24 protein-coding genes and 1 riboswitch are annotated in these 22,535 nt (G+C 71.2%); of the genes, 12 read left to right on the top strand and 12 right to left on the bottom strand.

Features of this window, described 5'->3' with window-relative positions:
- Positions 1–53 precede the first annotated feature (53 nt).
- Complete coding sequence (locus tag IW245_RS27800) at positions 54–437, bottom strand: VOC family protein (RefSeq protein WP_197006106.1); 384 nt, start codon at positions 435–437, stop codon at positions 54–56.
- 46 nt (positions 438–483) lie between these two features.
- Positions 484–1,320 (bottom strand): helix-turn-helix transcriptional regulator, encoded by an 837-nt coding sequence (locus tag IW245_RS27795; protein ID WP_197006105.1) that lies wholly within the window; start codon positions 1,318–1,320, stop codon positions 484–486.
- Between the two features lie 125 nt (positions 1,321–1,445).
- Here IW245_RS27795 and IW245_RS27790 point away from each other — a divergent pair, with 125 nt between their 5' ends.
- The 4 genes from IW245_RS27790 to IW245_RS27775 all read left to right on the top strand — a co-directional run bounded on the left by IW245_RS27790 (position 1,446) and on the right by IW245_RS27775 (position 5,456).
- Entirely contained in the window at positions 1,446–2,378 is a 933-nt protein-coding gene (locus IW245_RS27790; protein ID WP_197006104.1) for an NADP-dependent oxidoreductase, read from the top strand.
- A gap of 125 nt (positions 2,379–2,503) precedes the next feature.
- Complete coding sequence (locus tag IW245_RS27785; protein WP_197006103.1) at positions 2,504–3,460, top strand: permuted SH3 domain-containing protein; 957 nt, start codon at positions 2,504–2,506, stop codon at positions 3,458–3,460.
- Positions 3,457–4,152 carry an ABC transporter ATP-binding protein gene (locus IW245_RS27780; RefSeq protein WP_197006102.1) on the top strand — a complete coding sequence of 232 codons (696 nt, stop codon included), beginning with the start codon at positions 3,457–3,459 and terminating at the stop codon, positions 4,150–4,152. The genes IW245_RS27785 and IW245_RS27780 overlap by 4 nt, the downstream gene beginning before the upstream one ends.
- On the top strand, positions 4,149–5,456 hold the full coding sequence (locus IW245_RS27775; protein ID WP_197006101.1) for an ABC transporter permease: 1,308 nt from the start codon (positions 4,149–4,151) through the stop codon (positions 5,454–5,456). The genes IW245_RS27780 and IW245_RS27775 overlap by 4 nt, the downstream gene beginning before the upstream one ends.
- Here the strand turns inward: IW245_RS27775 and IW245_RS27770 are convergent.
- Positions 5,453–5,728, bottom strand: coding sequence for a hypothetical protein (locus IW245_RS27770; protein ID WP_197006100.1), 276 nt, complete (start codon positions 5,726–5,728; stop codon positions 5,453–5,455). The genes IW245_RS27775 and IW245_RS27770 overlap by 4 nt on opposite strands.
- 133 nt (positions 5,729–5,861) lie before the next feature.
- Here IW245_RS27770 and IW245_RS27765 point away from each other — a divergent pair, with 133 nt between their 5' ends.
- Positions 5,862–7,367: a carboxylesterase/lipase family protein gene (locus IW245_RS27765; RefSeq protein ID WP_197006099.1), complete on the top strand. Its 1,506-nt coding sequence runs from the start codon at positions 5,862–5,864 to the stop codon at positions 7,365–7,367.
- 48 nt (positions 7,368–7,415) lie between these two features.
- Here the strand turns inward: IW245_RS27765 and IW245_RS27760 are convergent, their stop codons facing one another.
- The 5 genes from IW245_RS27760 to IW245_RS27740 are packed head-to-tail and all read right to left on the bottom strand — an operon-like array spanning position 7,416 to position 10,494.
- The gene (locus IW245_RS27760; RefSeq protein ID WP_233472946.1) at positions 7,416–8,447 is read right to left on the bottom strand and encodes a hypothetical protein; all 1,032 of its coding nucleotides are present in this window, start codon (positions 8,445–8,447) and stop codon (positions 7,416–7,418) included.
- A 13-nt stretch (positions 8,448–8,460) separates the two neighbouring features.
- Positions 8,461–8,853 carry a hypothetical protein gene (locus IW245_RS27755; RefSeq protein WP_231398957.1) on the bottom strand — a complete coding sequence of 131 codons (393 nt, stop codon included), beginning with the start codon at positions 8,851–8,853 and terminating at the stop codon, positions 8,461–8,463.
- A gap of 20 nt (positions 8,854–8,873) precedes the next feature.
- Positions 8,874–9,260, bottom strand: a complete 387-nt coding sequence (locus IW245_RS27750; protein WP_197006098.1) for a roadblock/LC7 domain-containing protein — start codon at positions 9,258–9,260, stop codon at positions 8,874–8,876.
- Positions 9,261–9,301: 41 nt separating this feature from the next.
- Positions 9,302–10,117: an ADAM 12 protein gene (locus IW245_RS27745; RefSeq protein WP_197006097.1), complete on the bottom strand. Its 816-nt coding sequence runs from the start codon at positions 10,115–10,117 to the stop codon at positions 9,302–9,304.
- Complete coding sequence (locus IW245_RS27740) at positions 10,117–10,494, bottom strand: hypothetical protein (RefSeq protein WP_197006096.1); 378 nt, start codon at positions 10,492–10,494, stop codon at positions 10,117–10,119. Before IW245_RS27740 ends, IW245_RS27745 begins: the two co-directional genes overlap by 1 nt.
- 244 nt (positions 10,495–10,738) lie before the next feature.
- Here IW245_RS27740 and IW245_RS27735 point away from each other — a divergent pair, with 244 nt between their 5' ends.
- The 5 genes from IW245_RS27735 to IW245_RS27715 all read left to right on the top strand — a co-directional run bounded on the left by IW245_RS27735 (position 10,739) and on the right by IW245_RS27715 (position 15,854).
- A complete protein-coding gene (locus IW245_RS27735) occupies positions 10,739–12,622 on the top strand; it encodes a Xaa-Pro dipeptidyl-peptidase (protein ID WP_197006095.1) in 1,884 nt (627 codons plus the stop codon).
- Between the two features lie 133 nt (positions 12,623–12,755).
- Entirely contained in the window at positions 12,756–13,631 is an 876-nt protein-coding gene (locus IW245_RS27730) for an N-acetylmuramoyl-L-alanine amidase (RefSeq protein WP_197006094.1), read from the top strand.
- 212 nt (positions 13,632–13,843) lie between these two features.
- Positions 13,844–14,638 (top strand): GEVED domain-containing protein, encoded by a 795-nt coding sequence (locus IW245_RS42380; protein ID WP_197006093.1) that lies wholly within the window; start codon positions 13,844–13,846, stop codon positions 14,636–14,638.
- Positions 14,639–14,747: 109 nt separating this feature from the next.
- Positions 14,748–15,137: an NUDIX domain-containing protein gene (locus IW245_RS27720; protein WP_197006092.1), complete on the top strand. Its 390-nt coding sequence runs from the start codon at positions 14,748–14,750 to the stop codon at positions 15,135–15,137.
- Between the two features lie 192 nt (positions 15,138–15,329).
- Positions 15,330–15,854 carry a DUF4352 domain-containing protein gene (locus IW245_RS27715; RefSeq protein ID WP_197006091.1) on the top strand — a complete coding sequence of 175 codons (525 nt, stop codon included), beginning with the start codon at positions 15,330–15,332 and terminating at the stop codon, positions 15,852–15,854.
- A 27-nt stretch (positions 15,855–15,881) separates the two neighbouring features.
- On the opposite strand, the gene IW245_RS27710 is transcribed toward IW245_RS27715, so the two are convergent.
- Positions 15,882–16,295: a MarR family winged helix-turn-helix transcriptional regulator gene (locus tag IW245_RS27710; RefSeq protein WP_197006090.1), complete on the bottom strand. Its 414-nt coding sequence runs from the start codon at positions 16,293–16,295 to the stop codon at positions 15,882–15,884.
- A gap of 74 nt (positions 16,296–16,369) precedes the next feature.
- On the opposite strand from IW245_RS27710, the gene IW245_RS27705 reads away from it, so the two are divergent.
- Positions 16,370–17,323, top strand: coding sequence for an aldo/keto reductase (locus IW245_RS27705; protein ID WP_197006089.1), 954 nt, complete (start codon positions 16,370–16,372; stop codon positions 17,321–17,323).
- 134 nt (positions 17,324–17,457) lie between these two features.
- Here the strand turns inward: IW245_RS27705 and IW245_RS42375 are convergent, their stop codons facing one another.
- Positions 17,458–18,432: a C40 family peptidase gene (locus tag IW245_RS42375; protein WP_197006088.1), complete on the bottom strand. Its 975-nt coding sequence runs from the start codon at positions 18,430–18,432 to the stop codon at positions 17,458–17,460.
- A 13-nt stretch (positions 18,433–18,445) separates the two neighbouring features.
- Positions 18,446–18,591: riboswitch (cyclic di-AMP (ydaO/yuaA leader) on the bottom strand.
- A gap of 152 nt (positions 18,592–18,743) precedes the next feature.
- Here IW245_RS42375 and IW245_RS27695 point away from each other — a divergent pair.
- The gene (locus IW245_RS27695) at positions 18,744–19,679 is read left to right on the top strand and encodes a threonine ammonia-lyase (RefSeq protein ID WP_197006087.1); all 936 of its coding nucleotides are present in this window, start codon (positions 18,744–18,746) and stop codon (positions 19,677–19,679) included.
- An 89-nt stretch (positions 19,680–19,768) separates the two neighbouring features.
- Here IW245_RS27695 and IW245_RS27690 read toward each other — a convergent pair whose 3' ends face one another.
- Both IW245_RS27690 and IW245_RS27685 read right to left on the bottom strand, forming a co-directional pair.
- On the bottom strand, positions 19,769–20,320 hold the full coding sequence (locus IW245_RS27690) for a dienelactone hydrolase family protein (RefSeq protein WP_197006086.1): 552 nt from the start codon (positions 20,318–20,320) through the stop codon (positions 19,769–19,771).
- 130 nt (positions 20,321–20,450) lie between these two features.
- Positions 20,451–22,523 (bottom strand): S9 family peptidase, encoded by a 2,073-nt coding sequence (locus IW245_RS27685; RefSeq protein ID WP_197006085.1) that lies wholly within the window; start codon positions 22,521–22,523, stop codon positions 20,451–20,453.
- Positions 22,524–22,535: the final 12 nt, after the last annotated feature.

The raw sequence follows: 22,535 nt of genomic DNA, 5'->3' as shown, positions 1-22,535 counted from the left end.
TCCGCCGAGTGTGACGCGCCGCCCGTGCGGTGTCCGCCGAGCGGACGCGACCCCTACCGCAGCACGCAGAACTCGTTGCGCTCCGGGTCGGCCAGCACCACGAAGCCGGGATGCTCGACGAGCACCAGCGCGCCCAGCCCGACGAGCCGGGCGACCTCCGCCGCCGGCTCCTCGGCCCGCAGGTCCAGGTGCAGCCGGTTCTTCACCACCTTGGCCTCCGGCACGAGCTGGAAGAAGAACCGCGGACCACCGCCGTCGGCGCGCTCGACCAGCACAGTCGGATCGTCCTCCGGGTCGTCGATGCCGTTGGCGCGCAGCCGGGCCAGTTCGGCGTCGTCGTAGGGTGCGACGTCGTACCCGTCGAGGGCCGCGGCCCAGAACCGGGCGACGGTGGCCGGGTGCCGGCAGTCGACGACGATGTCCCTCAGGTGCGCCATCCGTCCATCATGGCGGGCGACCGGCCATTTCCGCAGACCCGTGCCGCTAGGCGAACTGTTCGCGGCCCACGACCCGCAGCAGCTCCAGGTGCGCCACGTTCTCCGTGCCGGGCGGCGGGGTGAACACGAGCAGCTGCTGGTCCTCCGACGGGGTCAGCAGCGCCTCGAAATCCAGCTCGATCGGCCCGATCACCGGGTGCAGCACCCGCATCCGGCTGCTGCGGCGCACCCCGACCTCGTGCAGGTCCCACAGGCCGGCGAACTCGGGACTGGCTGCCCTGAGCCTGTTCACCAGGGTGGTGGACGCCGTGTCATTGCCCCGCCGGGCCGCCGCCGCGCGCAGGTCGGCGACGTGCAGGCGGCTGTAGTGGTCGTGTTCCTCCGCCGGGTACGCCCCGCGCACCGTCGGGTCCATGAACCAGCGCCACACGATGTTTCGGCCGTGTTGGGACACCGTGCAGACCGTGCCGAAGAGGGCTTCGGCCATGGCGTTCTGCGCCAGCAGGTCGCCGAGGTCGCCGAGGATCTGCGCCGGGGTCTCGGTGAGCTGGTCGAGCAGCCGCAGCAGGCCCGGGCGGACGTGTTCCCCGCACTGCCGACCGGCGGGCGGCCGGTGCCCGGTGAGCAGGTAGAGGTGGTCGCGCTCGTCGTCGTTGAGCCGCAGGGCTCGGGCGAGCGCCGCGACCATCTGGGTCGACGGCTGGGTGCTGCGGGCCTGTTCGAGGCGCATGTAGTAGTCGGCGGACATGCCGGCGAGCAGGGCGACCTCCTCGCGGCGCAGGCCGGGGGTGCGTCGGCGCGGACCGGCGGCCATCCCCACCTCTTGGGGGCGCAGCCGTTCGCGGGAGCGGCGGAGGAAGTCGGCGAGATCGCGGCGGTTCATGATCACGAGTATCGCGCGGGCTCCCGGCCGTAGCCAGGGAGTGCCACTCCTAGCCACAGCTCTCCGCTCCTCACCGGCGCGGATCGGTGGAACCGTCAGATCAACACCGATCTGAGGGGTACGAGATGTCGAAGGCAGTCAGGTTCTCCGAGTACGGCGGGCTCGAGGTTCTCACGGTCGAGGAGGTGGACCGCCCGGTCCCCGGCACCGGTCAGGTGCTCGTCCGGGTGCGTGCAGCCGGGATCAACCCGGTCGAGGTGGGCATCCTGTCGGGCTTCTTCGCCGAGCGGTGGCCGGCGACGCTGCCGGCGGGGCTGGGCAGCGACCTGGCCGGGGTGATCGAGGAGGTCGGCGAGGACGTGCGCGGCTTCGTGGTGGGCGAGGAGGTGCTGGGGTTCACGCACACGTTCGAGCTGACCCGGGGGAGTTTCGCGGAGTACGTGCTGGTCGAGGCCACTGAGCTGGTCCTCAAGCCGGCCGGGGTGTCCTGGGAGGCGGCCGGTGGCCTGTTCATCGCCGGCACGGCGGCGTACGGCTCGGTCCGCGCCGTGGCCCTGCGGCCGGGCGAGACGGTCGTGGTGGCCGGCGCGGCGGGCGGGGTCGGCTCACTGGCCGTGCAACTGGCCCGGGAGGCGGGCGCGACAGTGGTCGGCCTGGCGAGTGAGCGGCACCACGCATGGCTGCGGGCGCACGGCGTCATCCCGGTGACGTACGGGCCGGGGGTCGCAGACCGGATCCGGGCCGCTACCGGCGGCACGGTGGACGCGTTCATCGACACGCACGGCGCCGACTACGTGAACCTGGCCCTCGAACTGGGCATCGCGCCCGACCGGATCAACACGACCATCAACTTCGCGGCGGCGGCCGAGCACGGCGTGAAGGCGGAGGCGAACCTGCAGGCCGCCACGGCCGAGGTGATGGCGGAGCTGGCCGGGCTCGTCGACAAGGGACTTCTGGACGTCCCGATCGAGGCGGTGTACCCGCTGGACCAGGTCCGGGAGGCCTTCGAGCACCTGACTCGTGGGCACAACCGGGGAAAGATCGTGCTCGTTCCTTAAGGGATTGCCACAGTGTCCGGATCGTGTTGGCGATGCCGATGTGTCGATCTACACTTTCGCATCGGCGTTCGGTGATGGGGGTACCGGTGCGACAGCGATCTCTGGCCCGTTGTGCTGTCCTGGCGATGGTGTTGGCCGCAGCTGCGGCGTGCACCTCGTCGGGGGAGAAGAAGGCCACCCCGGGGATGGAACCGCGGGGCACGACGATGACCACGACCAAGCCGGTCCGGCAGAACCTGGACAACAAGGTCAGCCTGACGGGCAAGGTCACGGTCAACCCGGTGTTCGGCCTGGTCTCGCCGGTGGCCGGCCAGGTGCGCTACCTCGACGTGCCGACGGCGCAGGGCACCCCGACCAAGCCGACCCGGGTGGCCACGGTCTGGGCGAACGGCAAGCCGAGCAACATCGAGGTCCCGGCGGGTGCGACGTTCGCCGGCCGGTTGGCCGACGACAAGGCCACGGTGCCGGTCGGCATGCCGGTGGCCTCCGCGAGATTCGTGGGCTACGGGATCGTGGCGGAGATCGACGGCGCCCAGGCCTACCGGATCTCCGACGCGCTGGGCTCCGTGCAGGCGCAGATCAAGAACGGCCCCGGGCCGTTCGCCTGCTCGGTGCTCGGCACGATCGCCGCGCTGCCCGCCGGCACGATTCCGGAGCCGCCGGCCCCGACGGCCAAGCCCCCGGCGAGTGGCCCGCCGATGGGTGCGCCATCGTCCCCGGACCGGCGGGACACCGAGCCGTCCACCCCGACCGGGCTGCGCCTGGTGTGCACCGCACCGCCCGGCGTGAAGCTGATCAACGGCGTGGACGCCACCCTGCAGGTCGTCACCGAGAAGGCGACGAACGTGCTCACGGTCCCGGTCGAGGCGGTCGCCGGCTCGCAGGGCAAGGGCAAGGTCGACATCGTGAAGGCCGACAACACCCGGGAGACCCGGGACGTGGAGCTCGGCCTGACCGACGGCAAGGTCGTCGAGATCCGCTCCGGGCTGACCGGCGAGGAGAGCATCGCGGTGCCCGGTCCGAACCTGCCGCCGGGCACATCCGAGGGTGGCCCGAACGGCAAGGGCGGCAAGGGCCAGTGACGACGGCGCTGGTCCAGCTCACCGGGATCACCAAGACGCTCAAGGGACAGAACGCGCCGCGCAACATCCTGACCGGCGTGGACCTGACCGTGCACAGTGGGGAGAGCGTCGCGATCCTCGGCCGGTCCGGTTCCGGCAAGAGCACGCTGCTCAGCCTGATCGGGCTCTTCGACCGGGCCGACGGCGGGGAGTATCTGCTGGGCGGGCGGGACATCACCCGGCTGCCCGAGCGGAAGGCCGCAGCGTTGCGCAGCGCGGAGTTCGGGTTCGTCTTCCAGCGGTTCTTCCTGCTCAAGCACCTCACCGCCGCGCAGAACGTCGCCATGGCCCTGGTCAACGGCCAGGGCTGGCTGGCCGGCCGCAAGCGCCGGGCGAAGGTGATGGCCGCGCTGGAACAGGTCGGCATCGCGCACCTGGCCAAGCACCGCCCGCCCCGGCTGTCCGGCGGCGAACAGCAGCGGGTGGCCATCGCCCGCGCGCTGGTCCGCGAGCCGCGGGTGCTGCTGGCCGACGAGCCCACGGGCGCGTTGGACACCGAGACGGGGAGACTGGTGATCGAGGCACTGCACGCCGCGACGGACCGGGGCTGCGGCCTGATCCTGGTCACGCACGACCGGGACCACGCCGACCGGATGGGCCGGGTGCTGGAGCTCCAGGACGGCGTGCTCGCCCCGGCCGGGGTCCGGGCATGACGGGGCTGTCGGGCCGGTTCCGGTCCTCCCTGGTCATCGGCCTGCAGGGCATCCGGGCGCGCAAGATGCGGACCCTGCTGTCGATGGTGAGCCTGTTCCTCGGCGTGCTCGCCGTCGTCGTCGTGCAGGCCGGCGCCGAGCTGGCCGCAGCGGCAGCCCTCGCGGACATCGAGTTGCACGAGGGGAAGGACGGCACGGTCCAGATGTACCTGCCGTCGGGTCCCCAGGTCACCCCGATCGCCGTCGACCTGCTCAAGGGGCGCACCGACGCGGTCGGCTCCTTCGGCACCAGCGTGATCATCGGCGAGCCCGGGGTCACGCCGGTCAACCCGCACGGTGCGCCGTTCGAGGGCCGGGGCCGTGGGGGCGACTACTACTGCGACAGCCAGGGCATGTGCTACCCGGGTTCCGATCCGGCGCAGGCGGCCACGGTGTCCGGCCAGGCGATCGAGTTGTACCTGACGGCGATGACCGGGGACATCCGGCAGTTCCGGCCGTTCCGCGCCGAGTCCGGCCAGTGGCTCGACTTCGGGTCGGCCCCCTCGTTGTCGCCCAGGCTGGTGCTCAACAAGGAGGCGGCGAAGGGCTTCGGGCGCTACCGGGTGCCGGCGGAGATGCGGTTCCCTGGCGCACCCGTCAACCCGACGCCCCGGATCATCGGGGTGGTGGACGACGGCAGCGAGCAGCCCCAGGCGTACGTCCGGGCGGACGAGTTGCTGAACTGGATCCCCACCGCCAGCGCGGTCGGCGGTCGGAGCGACAGCATGCAGGTGCTGATGACTCCCACCGCGTCGACCTTCGAGCAGATCCTGCGGGCCCGGCTCGTCGCCAACGGGGCGTCCGCCGACCAGATCCACACCCAGGTGATCAACTCGAAGGAGCGGATCGCCAGCCAGTTGGCCCTGATGCGGTGGGTGTTCCTGGGCATGGCAGGCCTGGTGCTGCTGATCGGCGTCGCGGGCATCCTCAACGTCGGCCTCGCCACGGTCGGCGAACGGGTCGAGGAGTTCGCGCTCCGCCGGGCCGTGGGCACGCCCCGGTCGCTCCTGGCGGGCATCGTCCTCGCGGAGACCCTGCTCACCGGCCTGCTCACCGCGGCGGCGGCGATCGGGTTCGGGGTCCTGGTCTTGAAGGTGCTGGGCACGTTCCTCGCAGGCAGAGGCCCGTTCCCGCACCATCTCGACTTCCCCTGGCAGGCCGGGGTCGCCGGGGTCGTCGCGGGACTGGTCGCCGGCCTGCTGGGCGGGCTGATCCCGGCGATCCGGGCCGCGCGGGTGCCGATCGCCACGGTGATGCGCGCCTAGTGCGGCTCCTCGTGCGCGTGGGTGACCGGGCGGACCGTGGGTCGCCAGCCCTCCGGCAACGTCGCCGGTGACGTCATCGTCTCGCCGTTCGGGCCGAGGCACAGGTAGCCGCCCGACGCGTGTACCGGGCCCCAGATCGGGTCCGGTGTCAGCGGCTCCTGGCAGTGCCGGCACGGCGGCGCGTCCATCCGGGCCGCGACGGCGCGGCCGTTGAGCCCTGGCGGTGGTAAGACGGTCGGATGACCGCCGGTGTTCTCGATGGTGCTCGTCACGGTGCCCCCCTTGAATCCCAAGGTGAACAACGACCGGGGTCCCCCGGCCGTTGCGCCCGACACGCCGACGAGTACACCTGGGTCGTCAGCGGACGGTGCGTGGCCGGTCAGCGGACGGCCGCACAGTACCCCTATGAAGATCCTCGTTGCAGCACTCGGCCTGGCCGGCGTCCTTGTCGGAACCCCGACGGGCGTAACCCCGACAGCTGGTGACCAGGCCGTGGTCACGACCCACAGTGGACCGGTGCGCGGCACGGTCACCGACATGGTCCGCACCTTCCAGGGCGTCCCGTACGCCGCGCCCCCGGTCGGCCCGCTCCGGTGGACGGCCCCGCGGCCGGCCGCGAGCTGGACGGCGACCCGGGACGCCACGCTGCCGGGGGCCGCGTGCGCCCAGCCTCCGGGGTTGCCGGTCGGCAGGCCCAGTACCGAGGAAGACTGTCTGTTCCTGAATGTGACCACCCCGCGCAACGCCCGGAAGGTGCCGGTGATGGTCTGGATGCACGGCGGGGACCTCGCCTACGGCGCCGGGGACATCTACGGCGCGGCCAGGCTCGCCGCGCGGGGTGACGTGGTCGTCGTGACGGTCAACTACCGGCTCGGTGCGTTCGGGTTCCTCGCGCACCCGGCGCTCGGGGACGGCAACTACGGCCTCCAGGACCAGCAGGCCGCGCTGCGCTGGGTGCGGGCCAACGCCGGCGCGTTCGGCGGCGACCCGCGCAACGTCACGCTGTTCGGCGAGTCGGCCGGCGGGTTCAGCACCTGCTCGCACCTCGCGTCGCCGGCCTCGGCCGGGCTGTTCGACCGGGTGATCATCCAGAGCGCGCCGTGCGCGGCGGACATCGCGGTGCCCCGGGCGGAGGGGGAGGCGCGCGGCACGGCCCTGGCGACGTCGGTCGGGTGCACCGATCCGGCGACGGTCGCGGCCTGCCTGCGCGGCAAGGCCACCACGGCGCTGCTCGACTTCCCGGCACCGCGTCCGACGATCGGCGGCGCGCTGCTCCCGCTCGGAGCGTCCGAAGCCCTCAGAACCGGAACGTTCAATCGGGTACCGGTCCTGATCGGCGTCAACCACGACGAGGAACGCCTCATGGTCGCCGGCGCGGAGCTGTTCCCCGGTGCCCACCCGCTGACCAGGGAGGAGTACCCGGAGCGGGTCCGGGCCACCTTCGGGGCGGACGCCGACCGGGTGCTCGCCACCTACCCGCTCGGCGCGCAGGACTCCCCGGGGCAGCGGCTCGCGACGATCCTGACCGACCACAACTGGTCCGTCCCGGCCCTGGACACCGACAAGCTGCTCGCCCGGCACGTGCCGACGTACGCGTACGAGTTCGCCGAGCGGGACAACCCGTGGTTCGCCGGCGCGCCGTCCCCGAGTTTCCCGGTGGGCGCGGCCCACGTCTCTGAGCTGGCCTACCTCTTCGACGCGACGTACGCCGAGCCGCTCACCCCGGCGCAGCGGCACTTCGGCGACGAGATGATCGGGCACTGGTCCCGCTTCGCGCACACCGGGACCGCTGACTGGCCCCGGTTCACCGGCCAGCAGGGTTACGTCCGGTCGCTGGCCTCGACCGGTCCGCACCGCGCGGACTTCGCCAGGGACCACCGCTACGACTTCTGGACCTGCCTGGACAGGTAGCCGTCATGACGGAAGGCCCCGCTCGCCCGAGCGGGGCCTTTCCCGTGGTCAGAACCAGAGCGCGACCCGGTGGTCGTCGTCCGTCACGTACACCGGCCGGCCGTCGAGTTCCGCGACCCCCTCGACGTTGTGGAACCCGTTGATCGCCCCCACCACCTCCGGCCGGATCAGGAACGACCCGTCTTCCGGCAACCGGAACCGCAGATGCCGGCACGGCACCCCGCCGCCGTGCGGATGGTCGTCGAGCAGCACCGACTCCTTGCCGACCGCGTCGATCGACCCCACCACCGCGTCGAACGACCCGTCCTGCCGGGCCGACAGCGCCCGGATCCCGGTCAGCACGCCCTCCTCGGCGGCATCGAGCACGTGCACGGCCGCGACCTTGGGTTCGGAGCCGTCGAACAGGTCCCCGGCGTCGGCCAGCTCGACCACGATCGGGGCCCCGTCGGCGGTCACCGGGAACCGCAGGCCCAGCAGCAGGCTGCCGGTCGGGGTGAACGCCGCGCCCTCGATGTTGACCGGCAGGTCCCCCTCGACGATCCGGGTGATCCACTTCTTGCCGCGCTCGGCACCCCGGACCAGCGTCTCGACGATGAACCGCTGGTGGACGGAACTCCCGGGGCGCAACGGATCGATGCCGGCCCCGGCCAGGGCGTCGTTGACCGCGCGGTGCAGCCGGAACCGGTTGCGGGCCACCTCCAGCCGTACCGGCCCGGGACCAGCGGCGTCGACCTCCCGGAACCGGGCCGCGAACGCCCGACGGGGCTGCAGCGGGCCCCGCTTGCTGCCGAAGTGCGAGCCGAGGACGTAGACGTACCCGTCGTGGTAGGCCAGGGACTCCGAATCCTCGGTCCGGCCGGCCTCCGCCCCGGCGTCGGTGGCCAGCAGATGGGTGGACCACGTGCCGTCGGGAGCCCGGCCCAGCAGGGCGATCGACTCCTCCACCGGGGCCTCGTCGAGCACCGTCCACAGTGCCGCCGTCCAGCCGTGGGCGGCGAGCACCTCCGGCGCGCGGACGGTCAGCAGGTCGGACGCCTCGTTGACGCCCACGGACAGTTCGACTGTGGCATGCGTGGTCACCCAGCGAGAGTACCTAGACCTCGACCTCCTCCTCGATCTTGCGCAGCTGGTGCCGGGCCATCGCGAGGTTGGACCGGCTCTTGAGCAGCGCGAGGTAGATGAACAGGCCGCGCCCGGTGTGCCCGGTGATGGGCCGGATCATGTGGTACTGGTTCCCCAATGTGATCAGGATGTCCTCGATGCTGTCCTGCAGATTGAGCATCTCCATCGCGCGCATCTTGGCCCGCACCACGTCGGTGTTCCCCGCCGCGGCCACGGACAGGTCGAGATCCTTCCCGCCGCCGAGGATGCCGAGCGCCATCCCGCTGGAGTAGTCGACGATCGCGACCCCCAACGCGCCCTCGATCGTCATCGCGTCCTTCAACGCCGTGTCCATGTCCATCCTGTTTCCCTTCTTGGCGTGCATCTCTTCTCCTCTGACGGGTGTCATGAAAGGCGGGCGAGTGCCCCGTCCACCAGTGCGCCGATCCGGTCGGCGGAGCCGCGCGCCTCCAGGTGCAGGCGGCCGATGTTGGTGTCCGGGCCGGTCAGGACGGTGAGGAGCGCGGACTGGCCTGCGGCGTACACGCCGACGTGGCCGTCGGCCGCGCGGGTCACCGTGTCCCGGAACGCGCCCCGGTCGAGGGCGCCGGCGAGCTGTTGACCGAGGGCGAGGTACGCCGCCGACAGCGCCGCGAGCATGTCCGGCTCGACGCCGCGCACGTCGTGGGCGATGAGGAGCCCGTCGGTACTCGCGACGGAGCTGCCCACGGCGTGCGGGAGCCTCGCAGCCAGGTCCCGCAGCTCCTTGAGTACCTCGACCTGCACGTCCATCCGCAGTCTCCTCCCGGGATCCGCCCGCCATCGAAAGAACCTCACAGCTTCCCCAGGGCGTCGCGCACCCGCAGCAGCACGTCCGTACCGGGCGCGTCCGACGGACGCACGTCGCGCCGCGCCCACGGCGAGTCCGGCATCGGCCCCCGGCGGGGCAGGTCCCCGGCCAGCAGGGCGGCCACGGGCGGGGCCGGTGGGAGGGGGCGCGGCGGGGCGGACAGCAGGCCGGCGGCGACGAGCCGCCGGGCGTCGAGGGTGACGGCGAACGCCGACCGGCCGAGCCGGGACGCCAGGTCGAGTGGTGAACGCCGGCCGTCGGCGTTGGCCACCAGCTCCCACTGCACGTCCGTCAGCGTGATCCGGCGGTGCCTGACCCGGGGTGCCGGCACGAGCGGCGCGGAGTCGACGGCCGAGTCGGGCCACGCCTCGGCGAGCAGGCTGGTACGGCGGGCCAGTTCCCGTTCGAGGGTGGGGAACGGCGTGCCGAGGACGTTGTCGAACGGGTGGCGGGCCCCGGCGGAGAAGGTGAGCGCGCCGGCCCCGGGGCCGAGGACGAAGTGCGCGGCGTCGATCGCCGCGGACCGCACGCAGAGCTGGAGCTCGCCGAGGGTGAGGTGGCCGTTGCCGGTCAGCTCGCTGGCGGCCGCCGGGCCCTGCGCGGACACCGCGTCCCAGGTCGTGGCGTCGATCCGGCCGGAGGCGGTCAGCAGCCGGCCGACCCCGGGGACGGCCGGGCAGGTCGCGTAGCCGAGGTTGCCGGCGACGAGGTGCAGGGTGCCGCCGGGCCTGCCGGAGACGTGCGCGGCCCCGGTGGCCCCCGTGCCGCACAGCTGGGCGACGTCCTGGAGCGCGCCCATCAGCCGACCAGCTCTTCGACGAGCAGCTTCAGTCGGCGTCGGGTGAGCGCGACGTTGCCGCTGTGCCGGTCGAGCCACACGTGCAGGACGAGACGGCTGTCGAACCGGGCCGGGACGCACTGGAACACGTGGTAGCCGGAGGACGCGGTCACGACGATGTCCTCGAGCTCGTCGCCGCCCGGGGCGGAGGCGAAGGCCGCCGTGTCGAGCATGACGTGCATCAGTTCGGCGGTGCCCGCGGCGGTGGCCTCCGGGCTGATCCCGAGGACCGCGCCGAGGGTGTCGACCGGCAGCCCCGTCGTGTAGTCGATGAGGCTCGCGCACTGGGCGCCGCGGATCGTCATCGCCTGGCGGAGGAGGCCGTCGATGTCCTGCACCATCGAAAGCTACCGCGTGGAGATGCTCCAAATTGGAGATGTCGTTGTCCGGTATTCGATGGCTGGCCGAGGTATGAAACGGGCTTTCTCGGAAGGTGAGAACCGGGGTTGACCAGGCGCGGAAGCTGGCGGAGTGCGTCGGATAAACCCTTCTTCATGGTACAAAGCTCATTGGCACGCCCAGACCTGGACATCGATAACCGCGTATGTCACTGTGGGCTGAATTTCGGCCCCGGGAGGACCCATGCGTCGTCTGTTCGTTGTCGGACTGGCCCTGGTCGCAGCGCTCGCGGGGGCCCCGCCGGTGCACGCCGCGCCACGGTTCGCGCAGAGCGACCCGATCTACTCGTACTCCGCCGCGATCCGCGAGGCGGTCTGGGTCGACACCCCGCTGGACAACGACGGCAACGGCGTCCCCGACAAGGTGGCCGTCGACATCGTCCGGCCGAGCGAGCCCGCGCAGACGGGCGGCAGGGTCCCCGTGATCATGGACGCCTCGCCGTACTACCAGTGCTGCGGCCGGGGCAACGAGAGCGAGACCAAGGTCTACGCGAACGGCGTGGTCACCAAGTTCCCGCTGTACTACGACAACTACTTCGTCCCGCGCGGCTACGCGTTCCTCGCCGTCGACCTGGCCGGCACGTCCCGCTCGACGGGGTGCGAGGACGTCGGCGGCCCCGAAGAGGTCCTCGGCGCGAAGGCGGTGATCGACTGGCTGAACGGCACGGCCACGGCGCACGACGCCGCCGGAGCCACCGTCGTCGCGTCCTGGGCCACGGGCAAGGTCGGCATGATCGGCAAGTCCTGGGACGGCAGCGTGGCCAACGGCGTGGCCGCCACCGGCGTGAAGGGCCTGGCCACGATCGTCCCCATCTCCGCCATCTCCAGCTGGTACGACTACGAGCGGATCAACGGGGCCGTCAACCCGAGGACCAGCTCGATGACCGGCCTGCACGGCCTGGTCACCAGCCGCCCGTCCGGCACCTGCGCCGCCGTCACCAACGCCCTGTCCTCAGGCTCGGACGCCGCGACGGCCAACTACAACTCCTTCTGGGACGCCCGGAACTACGTGGCCAAGGCGAACCAGGTCAAGGCCAGCGTGTTCGTCGTACACGGAATGAACGATCTGAACGTCCAGGGTGTCAACTATGGACAGTGGTGGGACGCGCTGGCGGCCAACAACGTGCCGCGCAAGATCTGGCTGTCGCAGGAGGGCCACGTCGACCCGTTCGACTTCCGCCGCCAGGCGTGGGTCGACACCCTGCACCGCTGGTTCGACTACTGGCTGCTCGGCCTCGACAGCGGCGTCATGTCCGAGCCGATGGCCTCCGTCGAGCGCGGAGCGGACGTCTGGGCCGACTCGACCACCTGGCCGCCGGCCGGCACGGTCGACAACGTCTACTCCCTGGCGGCCGGCACCCCCGGCACCCTGAGCCTCGCGGCCCCCGTGGCCGGCACCAGCACGATCAGCGACTCGCCCAACGCCAGCGAGAGCACGACGGTCGGTTCGCCGACCCAGAACAAGAACGGCCGCAAGGTGTACTGGACGGCACCGCTCGCCGCACCCCTGCACCTCGCCGGCACCCCCACGGTCACCCTGCGGGTCCGGTCCACCAAGGCGACCACGATCCTGTCCGCGCGCCTCGTCGACTACGGCACGGCGACCCGGGTCAACTATCGCGCCTCGGGGGAGGGGATCACCACCCTCGCGTCGGAGTCGTGCTGGGGACCGGCCACGGCGGCCGATGACGCCTGCTACAAGAACACCGCGAAGACGGTGGCGACCGCCGACCTGGCCGTCCTCAGCCGGGGGTGGATCGACGGCGCGCACCGCGACTCGCTGAGCAGCCCCACGAACATGGCGGCGGGGACCTGGTACACGGTCACGTGGAAGCTGCGCCCCCTCGACCAGGTGCTGCCGGCCGGGCACCGGCTCGGGCTGGTGCTGAGCCTCAGCGACCAGGAGTTCGTGTCGCCGAAGTCGACCGGTGCGACCGTCGACGTCGACCTGGCCCGGAGCCTGTTGCGCCTGCCCACGGCCCCGAACGCGCTGGAGGGCCGGGTCGCACTGGAGCCTTCGGTGACGGTCGAGGCACCGGACGGGCCGTCGGTGGTCGGCTTCCGGTAACCCGTGGTGGTCATCCTGTGGTGCGGGGCCGCTGCGGCGGTCCCGCAAAGGGTGCGAAGCGGACGGAAATCCGGGCGGCGGGCGCCCGGCGGTTAGGATGGCCGGGTCCTGGCGTCGATGAAGGGAATCCTGGGTGCGGACCCGAGTGCAAAGAGGAACCGTCCTCGTGGCGGCCGGAGCCCTCGCGGTGCTCGCCGGGTGCGGCACCTCCGCTCCGAAGACCGCCCCGGTCGCGGCGCAGGTCAGCCCGTCGGAGGCATCCTCCCCGAGCCCGTCGGCCGCGCCCACGTCCGCGGCGTCCACGCCGTCGCCGTCCTCCGCGCCCTCGCCGGCCGCCTCGAAGGCCCCGGTCGTGCAGACCAAGGGCCTGGCCGGCAAGACGATCGTGATCGACCCCGGGCACAACCGGAACAACGGCCAGCACACCGCCGAGATCAACAAGCAGGTCGACTCGGGCAACGGCATGAAGGCCTGCGACACCACGGGCACCCAGACCAACGACGGGTACCAGGAGGCGGCGTTCACCTGGGACGTGGCCACCCGCCTCGCCGGTCTGCTCCGGGCGGCCGGCGCGAAGGTCGTCATGACGCTGGACGCCGACACGGCGTGGGGCCCGTGCATCACCGACCGGGCCCGGATCGGAAACGAGTCGGGTGCCGCAGTGGTCATCTCCATCCACGGCGACGGCGGGCCGGCGGGCGGCTCGGGGTTCCACGTGATGGAGCCGGGGCTGAACGGGCCGATCAAGGAGCCGTCGCACCGGCTGGCGATCGCCGTCCGCGACTCCTACCGCGCCGGTACCGGGCTCCAGGCGTCCAGCTACATCGGGACGGACGGTCTGAACCCCCGTACCGACATGGGTGGTCTGAACCTGACCACCGTGCCGAAGGTGATGTTGGAGGCCGGCAATATGCGCAATGCCGGCGACGCGAGCCTGATGAAAAGCCCGGACTTTCGCCAGAAAGCAGCACAATCACTGGTTACCGCACTGAGCCGGTATCTCAGCTAATTGGACATATGGGGTAAGATCCGCTAATCATGCCGTAAGGCTGATGGTTCTCTCCCAAGGATGGTGCTGTGCGAGTACATTCCCGGCTTGCTGCGGCTGTCGCCGCCGGCTGGATAATCATTGGATCCCTGTCCCTCCCCGGCGCGGCTGGAGCCACGCCCGTGGCTCCAGCCGCACCGGCACCGGCGGCCCCAGCTGCTCCCGCACCGGGCGTGGCCGTCGCCCCGGCCGCCCCCGGAGCTCCCGGCGTCGCCGTGGCGGTGGCTCCGGCGGCCCCTGCGGCCCCGGGCGCCGTCGAGGATGCCGGTAGCGCCGACTGGGGCGACGCCCCGGACAGCTACCAGACCAGCGAGGCGGAGGATGGCCCCCGGCACACGGCCTCCGAGGCGCTGAACGGTCAGGTCTTCGCCATCGGTAAGACGGTCGACCTGGAGAACGACGGGCACCCGAGCCTCAAGGGCCAGGGCGACGACAAGCTCGGCACCGACGACGAGGACGCCTTCCCGGACCCGCTGGTCCTGGACCGCAGCGGCCTCACGGTCGACGTGCCGGTGCCCGTCACCAACACCGGGCACATCGCCGGCGTCATGGGCGGCTGGCTCGACTTCAACAACAACGGCAAGTTCGACGCCGACGAGAGCACGGTCGCCCCGATCGCCCCGAACGCGACCACGGTGACCCTGACCTTCAAGGTCCCGGCCGCCGCCGAGGGCAAGGACTACGCCGGCTACGTCAACGACACCCCGTTCATCCGGATCCGGATCTACCCGGACACGGCGTCGACCCCGACCGTGTTCGGCGCCGTCAAGGGCGGCGAGGTCGAGGACCACCCCGTGGTGTGGGGCACGACCCCGAAGCCGTCGGCCACGCCGTCCGTCAAGGGCCAGCTCCCGGTCACGGGCCAGAACTCCTGGACGACCCTGGTCCCGATCGGTGCCGGTCTCCTCGTGCTCGGTGGGGTCCTGTTCGCCTGGGCCTACCGCCGGCGCCTGATCATCCGCGCGTAGCGCGTCCGCCGCGCCCCGGCGCCTTCCCCCGAGGGGGTCGGGCGCCGGGCGCGTCGGCGTGTCCGGCCCCCATCCGGGCGCCACCGACGCGACGCTCTAGCCTCACGGCATGGAGATCACTCGCGAGGTGGCCGTCATCGTCCTCACCGATCCCGCCGGCCGGGTGCTCATGCAGCACCGCACCGAGGACGCGCCGGTGGCTCCGGGCCAGTGGACGCCACCCGGCGGGCGTCTCGAGCCGGGCGAGACCCCGCTGCTCGCCGCCCAGCGTGAGCTGTACGAGGAGACCGGCCTCGTCGCGTACCTCAAGGCCGGCCGGGTGGTCGAGCTGGGCGCCACCGACGGGGTCGGGGTGCGGTTCCACATCTTCTCGGGCACCACCGAGGCGACCCAGGACGACGTCGTGGTCGGCGAGGGTCAGGCCATGCTGTTCCTGACCCGCGAGGAGATCGCGGCCAAGGAGCTCACCGGCATCGCCAAGGTGATCTTCCGCCAGTGAGGCGCTGACCTCACGAGACCATGGCCCGAGCGCCCGAGCGTAGCGACGTCGCGCGGGCTGTGAGGTTGTCCACAGGGCCTGTGGATAACCCTGTGCACAACCTGTGGATAAGTTGTGGACAACCCTGTGGGTAACCTCTCTTCCTTGTGGATAACCTGTGGATAACCGCAGGTCGAACGTAGGCTCGGGCGCATGGCGAACAAGAGCAAGCTGCCGCTCGCGCTGGGCATCGCCGCGCTACTTCTCGTGGTTGTCCTCGGTGCCCTCGTGTTGTCCACAGGCGGTAAGAACGAGGACAAGAAGGCCGCGGCCACCCCGACGCCGTCGGCGACCGGCCCGATCCGCGACGCCGGCTTCGAGTTCGTCGCCCAGAACGTGCGGTGCGGGGTCGAGCGGGTCGGCACCGACGCCCTGAACAAGACCCCCCAGGGGCAGTACTGCCTGGTCACCCTCGGTGTGAAGAACACTGCCACCGAGGCAAGGGTCTTCACCGACTCCCTGCAGCGCGCGTTCACGGACGCGCCGGCCGAGGTGCGCAGCGACCCGGTCGCCGGCGTCTACGCCAACGGCGACAACCAGGCCCTGGTCAAGGAGATCCCGGCCGGCGCGCAGGCGACCGGCATCGTGGTGTTCGACATCCCGAAGGGCGCGAAGCTCACCCGGCTGGAGCTGCACGGCGGGGTCAGCGGCCAGGGCACGGTCGTCCCGGTCAGCTAGCGGGGAGCGCCACAGGCCCGCGCCGCTTCAGTCCGTGAGCGCGTCCAGCGCCCGGATCAGGAACTCCCGGAACTTCTCCTGCTCCTCCGGCGTGAACGTCGAGATCAACCTGGCCTCCACCGCGAGATGTCCCGGCTCGGCCCGCTCCAGCAGCTCCAGCCCGGCCGGCGTCGCCTTCAGTACCAGCACCTGCGCGTGCACGTCCGACGGATGCTTCTCGATCAGCCCCTTGGCCAGCAGATTCGCCGTGATCGTCGACATGGTCTGTGGTGTGACCAGGCAGACCCTGGCGAGCTGGGCCGCGGAGAAGTTGCCGGGGGACGCGGCGAGCACGAGCAGCGCCAGGTGCTGCGGCACGGTCAGCCCCGTCTCCCGGAACGCCTCGGCCTTGGCGGCGGTCAGCGTCTGCTCCAGCCTGCGTACGAACATTCCGAGCTGCATGTTGCCCACACTATCAGGGCTCTGATAGTCTCGCTCTTGAAACAATCAGAGCACTGATAGCTGGGAGAGTACTGATGCATCAGCGCACCCTGGGCAACACCGACCTGACAGTCGGCGCGGTCGGCCTCGGCTGCATGGGCATGACCTGGGCGTACTCGACGGGGACCCAGTCGCCCGACGAGCACATCAAGGTCATCCACCGGGCGATCGACCTCGGCGTGACCCTGATCGACACCGCCGACATCTACGGGCCGTACGACAACGAGGAGCTCGTCGGTCGGGCGCTCGCCGGCCGCCGGGACGAGGTCGTGCTCGCCACCAAGGCCGGCCTGGTGCCCGCCCCGTTCCCGGCCGCGATGCGGCCCGACGGTCGTCCCGAGCACATCCGGGCCGCCGTCGACGCGTCACTCCAGCGGCTCGGCGTCGACCACATCGACCTCTACCAGCTGCACCGGGTCGACTCGGACGTGCCGATCGAGGAGTCGTGGGGCGCGTTCGCCGAGCAGGTCGCCGCCGGCAAGGTCCGCCACATCGGGCTGTCGGAGGTCACCGCCGACGAGGCCGCCCGCGCGCACGCCGTGCACCCGGTCGCCAGCGTCCAGTCCGAGCTGTCCTTGTGGACCAGGGACTACCTGGACGAGGTCGTGCCGTGGACGCGGGCCAACGGGGCGGCGTTCATCCCGTTCTCGCCGCTCGGCCGGGGCTACCTGACCGGCGCGCTCGCGAGCCTCGACGACCTGGAGGAGGGCGACCGCCGCCGCCTGATGCCCCGGTTCTCCGCCGAGCTGATGGCCGCCAACCAGAAGCTGGTCGACGCGGTGCGCACCATCGCCGACCGGCATGGTGCCAAGCCCGGCCAGGTGGCGATCGCCTGGACCCTCGCCCAGGGCGAACACGTCGTGCCGATCCCGGGCACGAAGCGGATCGGCTACCTGGAGGAGAACGCGGCGGCCGCCGACCTCGTCCTCACGGCCGAGGACCTGGCGGACCTCGACGCGCTGCCGACGCCCGAGGGCCCGCGCTACTAAAACCCTTTTCCGGTTACGGCGACACCCGCCCCGGCGCGCGGCGGTCCTTCCCCGCCCCCGACCGGCGACGGCACACCCACGTGACACGAACGGCCCGCACTCCACGGGGAGGCGGGCCGTTCGCGAGGGGGGTGTCAGTGCGCGTACTTGGGGCGGGCGTAGGCGGTCGGGTTGTCCCCGCCCATGTCCACACTCTCGATCTTCACGTTCTGGCCGGGCTGCGGGGCGTGCACGACCTTGTTGTCGCCGATGTACAGCGCCACGTGCCGGTCGCCACCGTAGAAGATCAGGTCACCGGGTTGCAGCTGCGACCGGGTGATCGGGGTCGAGGCGTCGCGCTGCCAGCCGGTGTAGTGGCCCAACGTCACGCCACCCTGCGCCCACGCGGCCAGCGTCAGGCCCGAGCAGTCGTAGGAGTCGGGGCCGGCGGCCGCCCACACGTACGGCTTGCCGATCTGGGCCATCGCGAACGCCACGGCCTTGCCGGGCGGGCCGGGGATGAACGGCGGCACATAGTCGATCCGGGTGCCGCTGCGGCTCGCCCGGTCCTTGTACGCCGCGGCCCGCTGGGTCTGCAACGAGTCCATCTCGCCGGTGATGGCGACCTTCTTGGCCGAGAGCTCCGACTCCATCTTCTGCTGCGCGTCGAGCAGAGTCTGGATCTTCTTCTTCTCGGCGTCGAGCGGAGCCTTGAGCCTGTTCAGCTCGTCGATCTGCTTCTGCTCCGACCCGCTGATCGCGTCGAGGAGGGTCAGCTGCTGGAGGACAGCGTCCGCGGAGTTGCCGCCGAGCAGCGCGTTGGCGGTGCTGGCCTTGCCGCCCTTGTACGCGGCGGCCGACATCTGGCCGATCTGCGCGTACGCGGCGTCGACCTTGTCCTGGAGGGGCTTGACCTTGACGGACGCCGCCTCGGCCTCGGCCTTGGTGGACTTCAACGTCGCAGCGGTCTTGTTGTACTGCTCGATCGTGGTTTCCAGCGAGCTCCACTTGGAATCCAGCTGGCGCTCGATCTCGTCGACATCGTCGGCGTGCGCGCTGCCCGCGAAGGACATCACGACGGTGGCGGTGACGGCGACGACGGCTAAGTAGGCTCCGCGGACGGAATTCACCTGGTCTGTCGGCTCCTTCTTCCATCAGCCGCCTACCGGGTTAGCTGACGGGTTCGGGCGGGAAGATCGCCCTACCATCACTACGAACAGTGACGGACTCACCCCAACTAGCACTGTGGGTCCCCGATTCGCACAGAGGCGATTCGGCGGCATTCGACCGGTGCTCCCCCCGTCGGGTCGCTGTACCCGGACGAACGGTCCCAAGGCTAGACGCTGGACTGGGGGGTAACAAGTTATCTGCTGGTGCCACTTCGTGCGGTAGCTACCCAACTACATAACGATGAATTCGCCGTGTGGTTACCTTGACGACTATGAGGCTCGTGACCTTGGGTGACATCCACTCCGCAGCGGAGACCATCGCCGGCACCGCGCTGCGGACCCCACTCGTCCCCTGCGCGTGGGGCGACGCCGACCGACCACTCTGGCTCAAACCGGAGAACCTGCAGCCCATCGGGGCTTTCAAGATCCGGGGCGCGCGGAACGCGATCCGGCCGGGGATGACCGGAGTGGTCGCGTACTCGTCGGGCAACCACGGCCAGGCCGTCGCCTACGTCGCCCGGCAACTCGGGATCCCCGCCATCGTCGTCGTCCCCGACACCACCCCCGACGTGAAGATCGCCGGGATGCAGAATCTCGGCGCCGACGTGATCGTCGTCGCACCCGCCGAGCGGGTGTCCCGGGCGGAGGAACTCGCCGCGCGGCACGGCTACCCACTGATCCCGCCGTTCGACAGCCTCGACGTCATCGCGGGACAGGGCACCGTCGGGCTGGAGATCGCCGAGGACCTGCCCGACGTGGAGGTCGTACTCGTCCCGATCAGCGGCGGCGGCCTGATCTCCGGCGTCGGTACCGCGATCCGGGCCCTCGCCCCGCGCGCGAAGGTGATCGGGGTCGAACCGGCGCTGGCGGCCGACGCCCGGGAGAGCCTCGCCGCCGGGCGGGTCGTGTCCTGGCCGATCGAGAGCACCCAGCAGACGATCGCCGACGGACTCCGCAGCCCCCAGCTGTCGGAGCTGACCTTCGCGCACATCCGCGAGGTGGTCGACGCCATCGTCACCGTCACCGAGGAGGAGATCGGCGCGGCCGTCGGCGTGCTGGCCCGCTCCTCCCGCCTGGTGGCCGAACCGAGCGGGGCTGTGACCACGGCCGCGTACCTCTACCACCGGGAGGAGTTGCCGATCGGGCGCACCGTGGCGGTGCTCTCCGGCGGCAACATCAACCCGGCACTCCTGGCGGCCCTGGTCTGACCGTCGGGGCATTGCCTTTCCGGGCGTGCACGTGTCGGACCGCTGGAACCCGGGTCGGGGACCACCGTCATCGGATGACGATGTTGGTTTTAGATTCTGGCCAGGAAGGCGAGGACGCGCCGCCAGGTGAGGTCGGCCGAGGTCGCGTCGTAGTCGGGCAGGTCGGCGTCGGTGTAGATGTGGCCGCCGCCGGGGTAGAGGAACGTCTCGCCGCCTGGCTCGGCCATCTCCCACTCCTGGATCTCGTCCAGCGTGGCGAACTCGTCGCCCTCCGCGGCGTGCAGCTGCCACGGGCACGGCAGCCGCTCGCCGGTGCCGACGTCGCCGGCGCTGTGCAGCAGCACGAGCCCGCCCGGAGCCGGGTCGTGCCGGATCAGCTCTGAGGCCGCCCACGCGCCCATGGAGAAGCCGGCGTAGACCGTCCCGGCCGGGAGGTCCGCCGCGGCGGCCACGGCGCGCTCGAAGGCGGCGGAGCCGTGCTCCCGCTGGAAGGCCATGCCCGCGTCGAGGTCGCCGGTGACGAAGCCTTCGTAGAGATCCGGGGTGGCGACCGTGTGGCCGCCGCCCCGGAGCAGCTCGGCGGCGGCCAGGACCGCCGGCCGGAGCCCGTAGACGGAGTGCAGCAGCAGGACGTGTGCCATGCGGTCTTCCTATCACGGAGGACCGACACTTCCGGCCATCTCACCCAGCCCGGCCCGTGCCGGGCCGGGTGAGATGGCGCGCGACCCGGCCCCCAGGGCCCGCGAACCTCACCCCCGCGCCCGGTGCCAGCTAGGAGGCGGCGCCCACCACGTCCAGCAGCCACGCGTTGACGTAGGACTCCTCTTTCCACACGTCGTAGCGGCCCGACGGACCCATGTGCCCCGCGCCCATCTCCGTCTTCAGCAGCACCGGCCCGCCCTTGCCGACCACGCGCAGCCGCGCGACCCACTTCGCGGCCTCGTGCACGCCGACCCGGGGGTCGTTGAGCCCGGCCATCACGAGCATCGCCGGGTACTCCTGCGCCGTGACGTTCTCGTACGGCGAGTAGGACTTCATGTAGTGGTAGACCTCGGGATCCGCGAGCGGGTTGCCCCATTCGTCCCACTCGACCACGGTCAACGGCATCGTCGGGTCGAGAATCGTGTTCAGGGCGTCCACGAACGGCACCTGCGCCACGATCCCGCCGAACGCCTCCGGCGCGATATTGGCGATCGCGCCCATCAGCAGACCGCCGGCCGACGCGCCCCGGGCCACGGTGCGCTCCGGGCTCGTCCAGCCGGCGGCCGCCAGGTGCTTGGCGCACGCGACGAAGTCGGTGAAGGTGTTCATCTTGTGCAGCAGCTTGCCGTCGTCGTACCAGTGCCGGCCCATCTCGCCGCCGCCGCGGACGTGCGCGATGGCGAACGTGACGCCCCGGTCCACGAGGGACAGTCGGGCGATGGAGAACCACGGGTCGATGCTGGCCTCGTAGCTGCCGTAGCCGTACAGCGACAGGGGGGCCGAGCCGTCCCGGGGGGTGCCCTTCAGGGCCATGATCGAGATGGGTACCCGGGTGCCGTCCGGCGCGACGGCCCACTCGCGGAACTGCTCATAGCGGGCCGGGTCGAAGTCGCCGAGCACCGGGCGGCGCTTGAGCAGGGTCAGCTCGCCGGTGGCCAGGGAGTAGTCGTACACCGAGTCGGGGGTGACCAGCGAGGTGTAGGACAGCCGGAACGTGGTCGCCGGGTAGTGCGCGTTGCCGGTGGGGGCCACGTCGTACACCGGCTCGGGGAACGTGATCTCGCGCGGCTCGCCGTCGTTGGGCAGCACCCGCAGGCCGGTGAGGCCGTCGCGGCGGAAGTGCACGACCGCGTGGTCGGAGAACGCCTGCACCTCCAGCAGCCGGGTGTCGTCGCGGTGCGCGATCACCTCGTGGAACTGGTGCGTGTCGGCGACCGGCGTCCAGCCGATGACGAAGTTGACCGCGTCCTGGTTGTGCAGCACCCAGAACCGGTCGCCCTGGTGGTCGATCTGCACCTCGACGCCCTCGACCCGGCCCGCGCCGAAGACCTTGACCTCGCCGGTCGGGTCGTCGGAGGCGATGTATCGCAGCTCGCTCGTGATCTTGCTGCCGATGTCGATCAGGATGAACTTCTCGGACCGGGTCAGGCCGACGCTCACCCAGAACTTCTCGTCGGTCTCGTGGTGCACCAGCACGTCGGGCTCGCCCGATCCCAGGGTGTGCCGCCACACCTGGTGCGGCCGCCACGCCTCGTCCACGGTCAGGTAGAACAGCACGTCCCCGGCCAGCGACCAGGCCGAGCCGTGGAAGGTGTTCGGGATCTCGTCGGGCAGGACCTCGCCGGTGACCAGGTTCTTCACCCGCATCGTGTACCGCTCGTCGCCGGAGTAGTCCGTCGAGAACGCCAGCAGGGTGCCGTCCGGGCTCGGGTCGTAGGTGCCGAGAGAGAAGAAGTCCTTGTCGCCGGCCAGCTCGTTCTCGTCGAGCACCACCTGCTCGCCCGGCAGCGGAGCGCCGTCGGCGGACACCTGCGGGACGACGTCGCCGACGACGGGCACCCGGCAGTGGATGCCGTACTGCTTGCCCTCGACCGTGCGGCTGTAGTACCAGAAATCGCCCTGTCGGGTCGGGACCGACAGGTCCGTCTCCTGGGTGCGGGACTTCAGCTCGGTGAACAGCGTCTCCCGGAGGCCCGCGAGATGCGCGGTCCGCTCCTCGGCCCAGGCGTTCTCCGCCGTCAGGTAGCCGATGGTGTCGGGGTCGGTCTTGTCCTGGAGCCACGCGTACTCGTCGACCGTGGTGTCCCCGTGCTGGACACGGGTCGTGGGAACCTGCTTCGCGAGCGGGGGAACTGCGTTCATAGCGGGCAACGC

The organism is Longispora fulva (genome assembly GCF_015751905.1).
Classification (GTDB): domain Bacteria; phylum Actinomycetota; class Actinomycetes; order Mycobacteriales; family Micromonosporaceae; genus Longispora; species Longispora fulva.
Note: the sequence above shows the minus strand (reverse complement) of the source record. Positions and strands in the feature narration are given on the sequence as shown.

Coding starts and splice junctions, on each gene's coding strand:
- IW245_RS27800 (WP_197006106.1), bottom strand. CDS start 437: ATGGCGCACCTGAGGGACATCGTCGTCGACTGCCGGCACCCGGCCACC.
- IW245_RS27795 (WP_197006105.1), bottom strand. CDS start 1,320: ATGAACCGCCGCGATCTCGCCGACTTCCTCCGCCGCTCCCGCGAACGG.
- IW245_RS27790 (WP_197006104.1), top strand. CDS start 1,446: ATGTCGAAGGCAGTCAGGTTCTCCGAGTACGGCGGGCTCGAGGTTCTC.
- IW245_RS27785 (WP_197006103.1), top strand. CDS start 2,504: ATGGTGTTGGCCGCAGCTGCGGCGTGCACCTCGTCGGGGGAGAAGAAG.
- IW245_RS27775 (WP_197006101.1), top strand. CDS start 4,149: ATGACGGGGCTGTCGGGCCGGTTCCGGTCCTCCCTGGTCATCGGCCTG.
- IW245_RS27765 (WP_197006099.1), top strand. CDS start 5,862: ATGAAGATCCTCGTTGCAGCACTCGGCCTGGCCGGCGTCCTTGTCGGA.
- IW245_RS27755 (WP_231398957.1), bottom strand. CDS start 8,853: ATGCACGCCAAGAAGGGAAACAGGATGGACATGGACACGGCGTTGAAG.
- IW245_RS27750 (WP_197006098.1), bottom strand. CDS start 9,260: ATGGACGTGCAGGTCGAGGTACTCAAGGAGCTGCGGGACCTGGCTGCG.
- IW245_RS27745 (WP_197006097.1), bottom strand. CDS start 10,117: ATGGGCGCGCTCCAGGACGTCGCCCAGCTGTGCGGCACGGGGGCCACC.
- IW245_RS27735 (WP_197006095.1), top strand. CDS start 10,739: ATGCGTCGTCTGTTCGTTGTCGGACTGGCCCTGGTCGCAGCGCTCGCG.
- IW245_RS27720 (WP_197006092.1), top strand. CDS start 14,748: ATGGAGATCACTCGCGAGGTGGCCGTCATCGTCCTCACCGATCCCGCC.
- IW245_RS27715 (WP_197006091.1), top strand. CDS start 15,330: ATGGCGAACAAGAGCAAGCTGCCGCTCGCGCTGGGCATCGCCGCGCTA.
- IW245_RS27710 (WP_197006090.1), bottom strand. CDS start 16,295: ATGCAGCTCGGAATGTTCGTACGCAGGCTGGAGCAGACGCTGACCGCC.
- IW245_RS27705 (WP_197006089.1), top strand. CDS start 16,370: ATGCATCAGCGCACCCTGGGCAACACCGACCTGACAGTCGGCGCGGTC.
- IW245_RS27695 (WP_197006087.1), top strand. CDS start 18,744: ATGAGGCTCGTGACCTTGGGTGACATCCACTCCGCAGCGGAGACCATC.
- IW245_RS27690 (WP_197006086.1), bottom strand. CDS start 20,320: ATGGCACACGTCCTGCTGCTGCACTCCGTCTACGGGCTCCGGCCGGCG.
- IW245_RS27685 (WP_197006085.1), bottom strand. CDS start 22,523: ATGAACGCAGTTCCCCCGCTCGCGAAGCAGGTTCCCACGACCCGTGTC.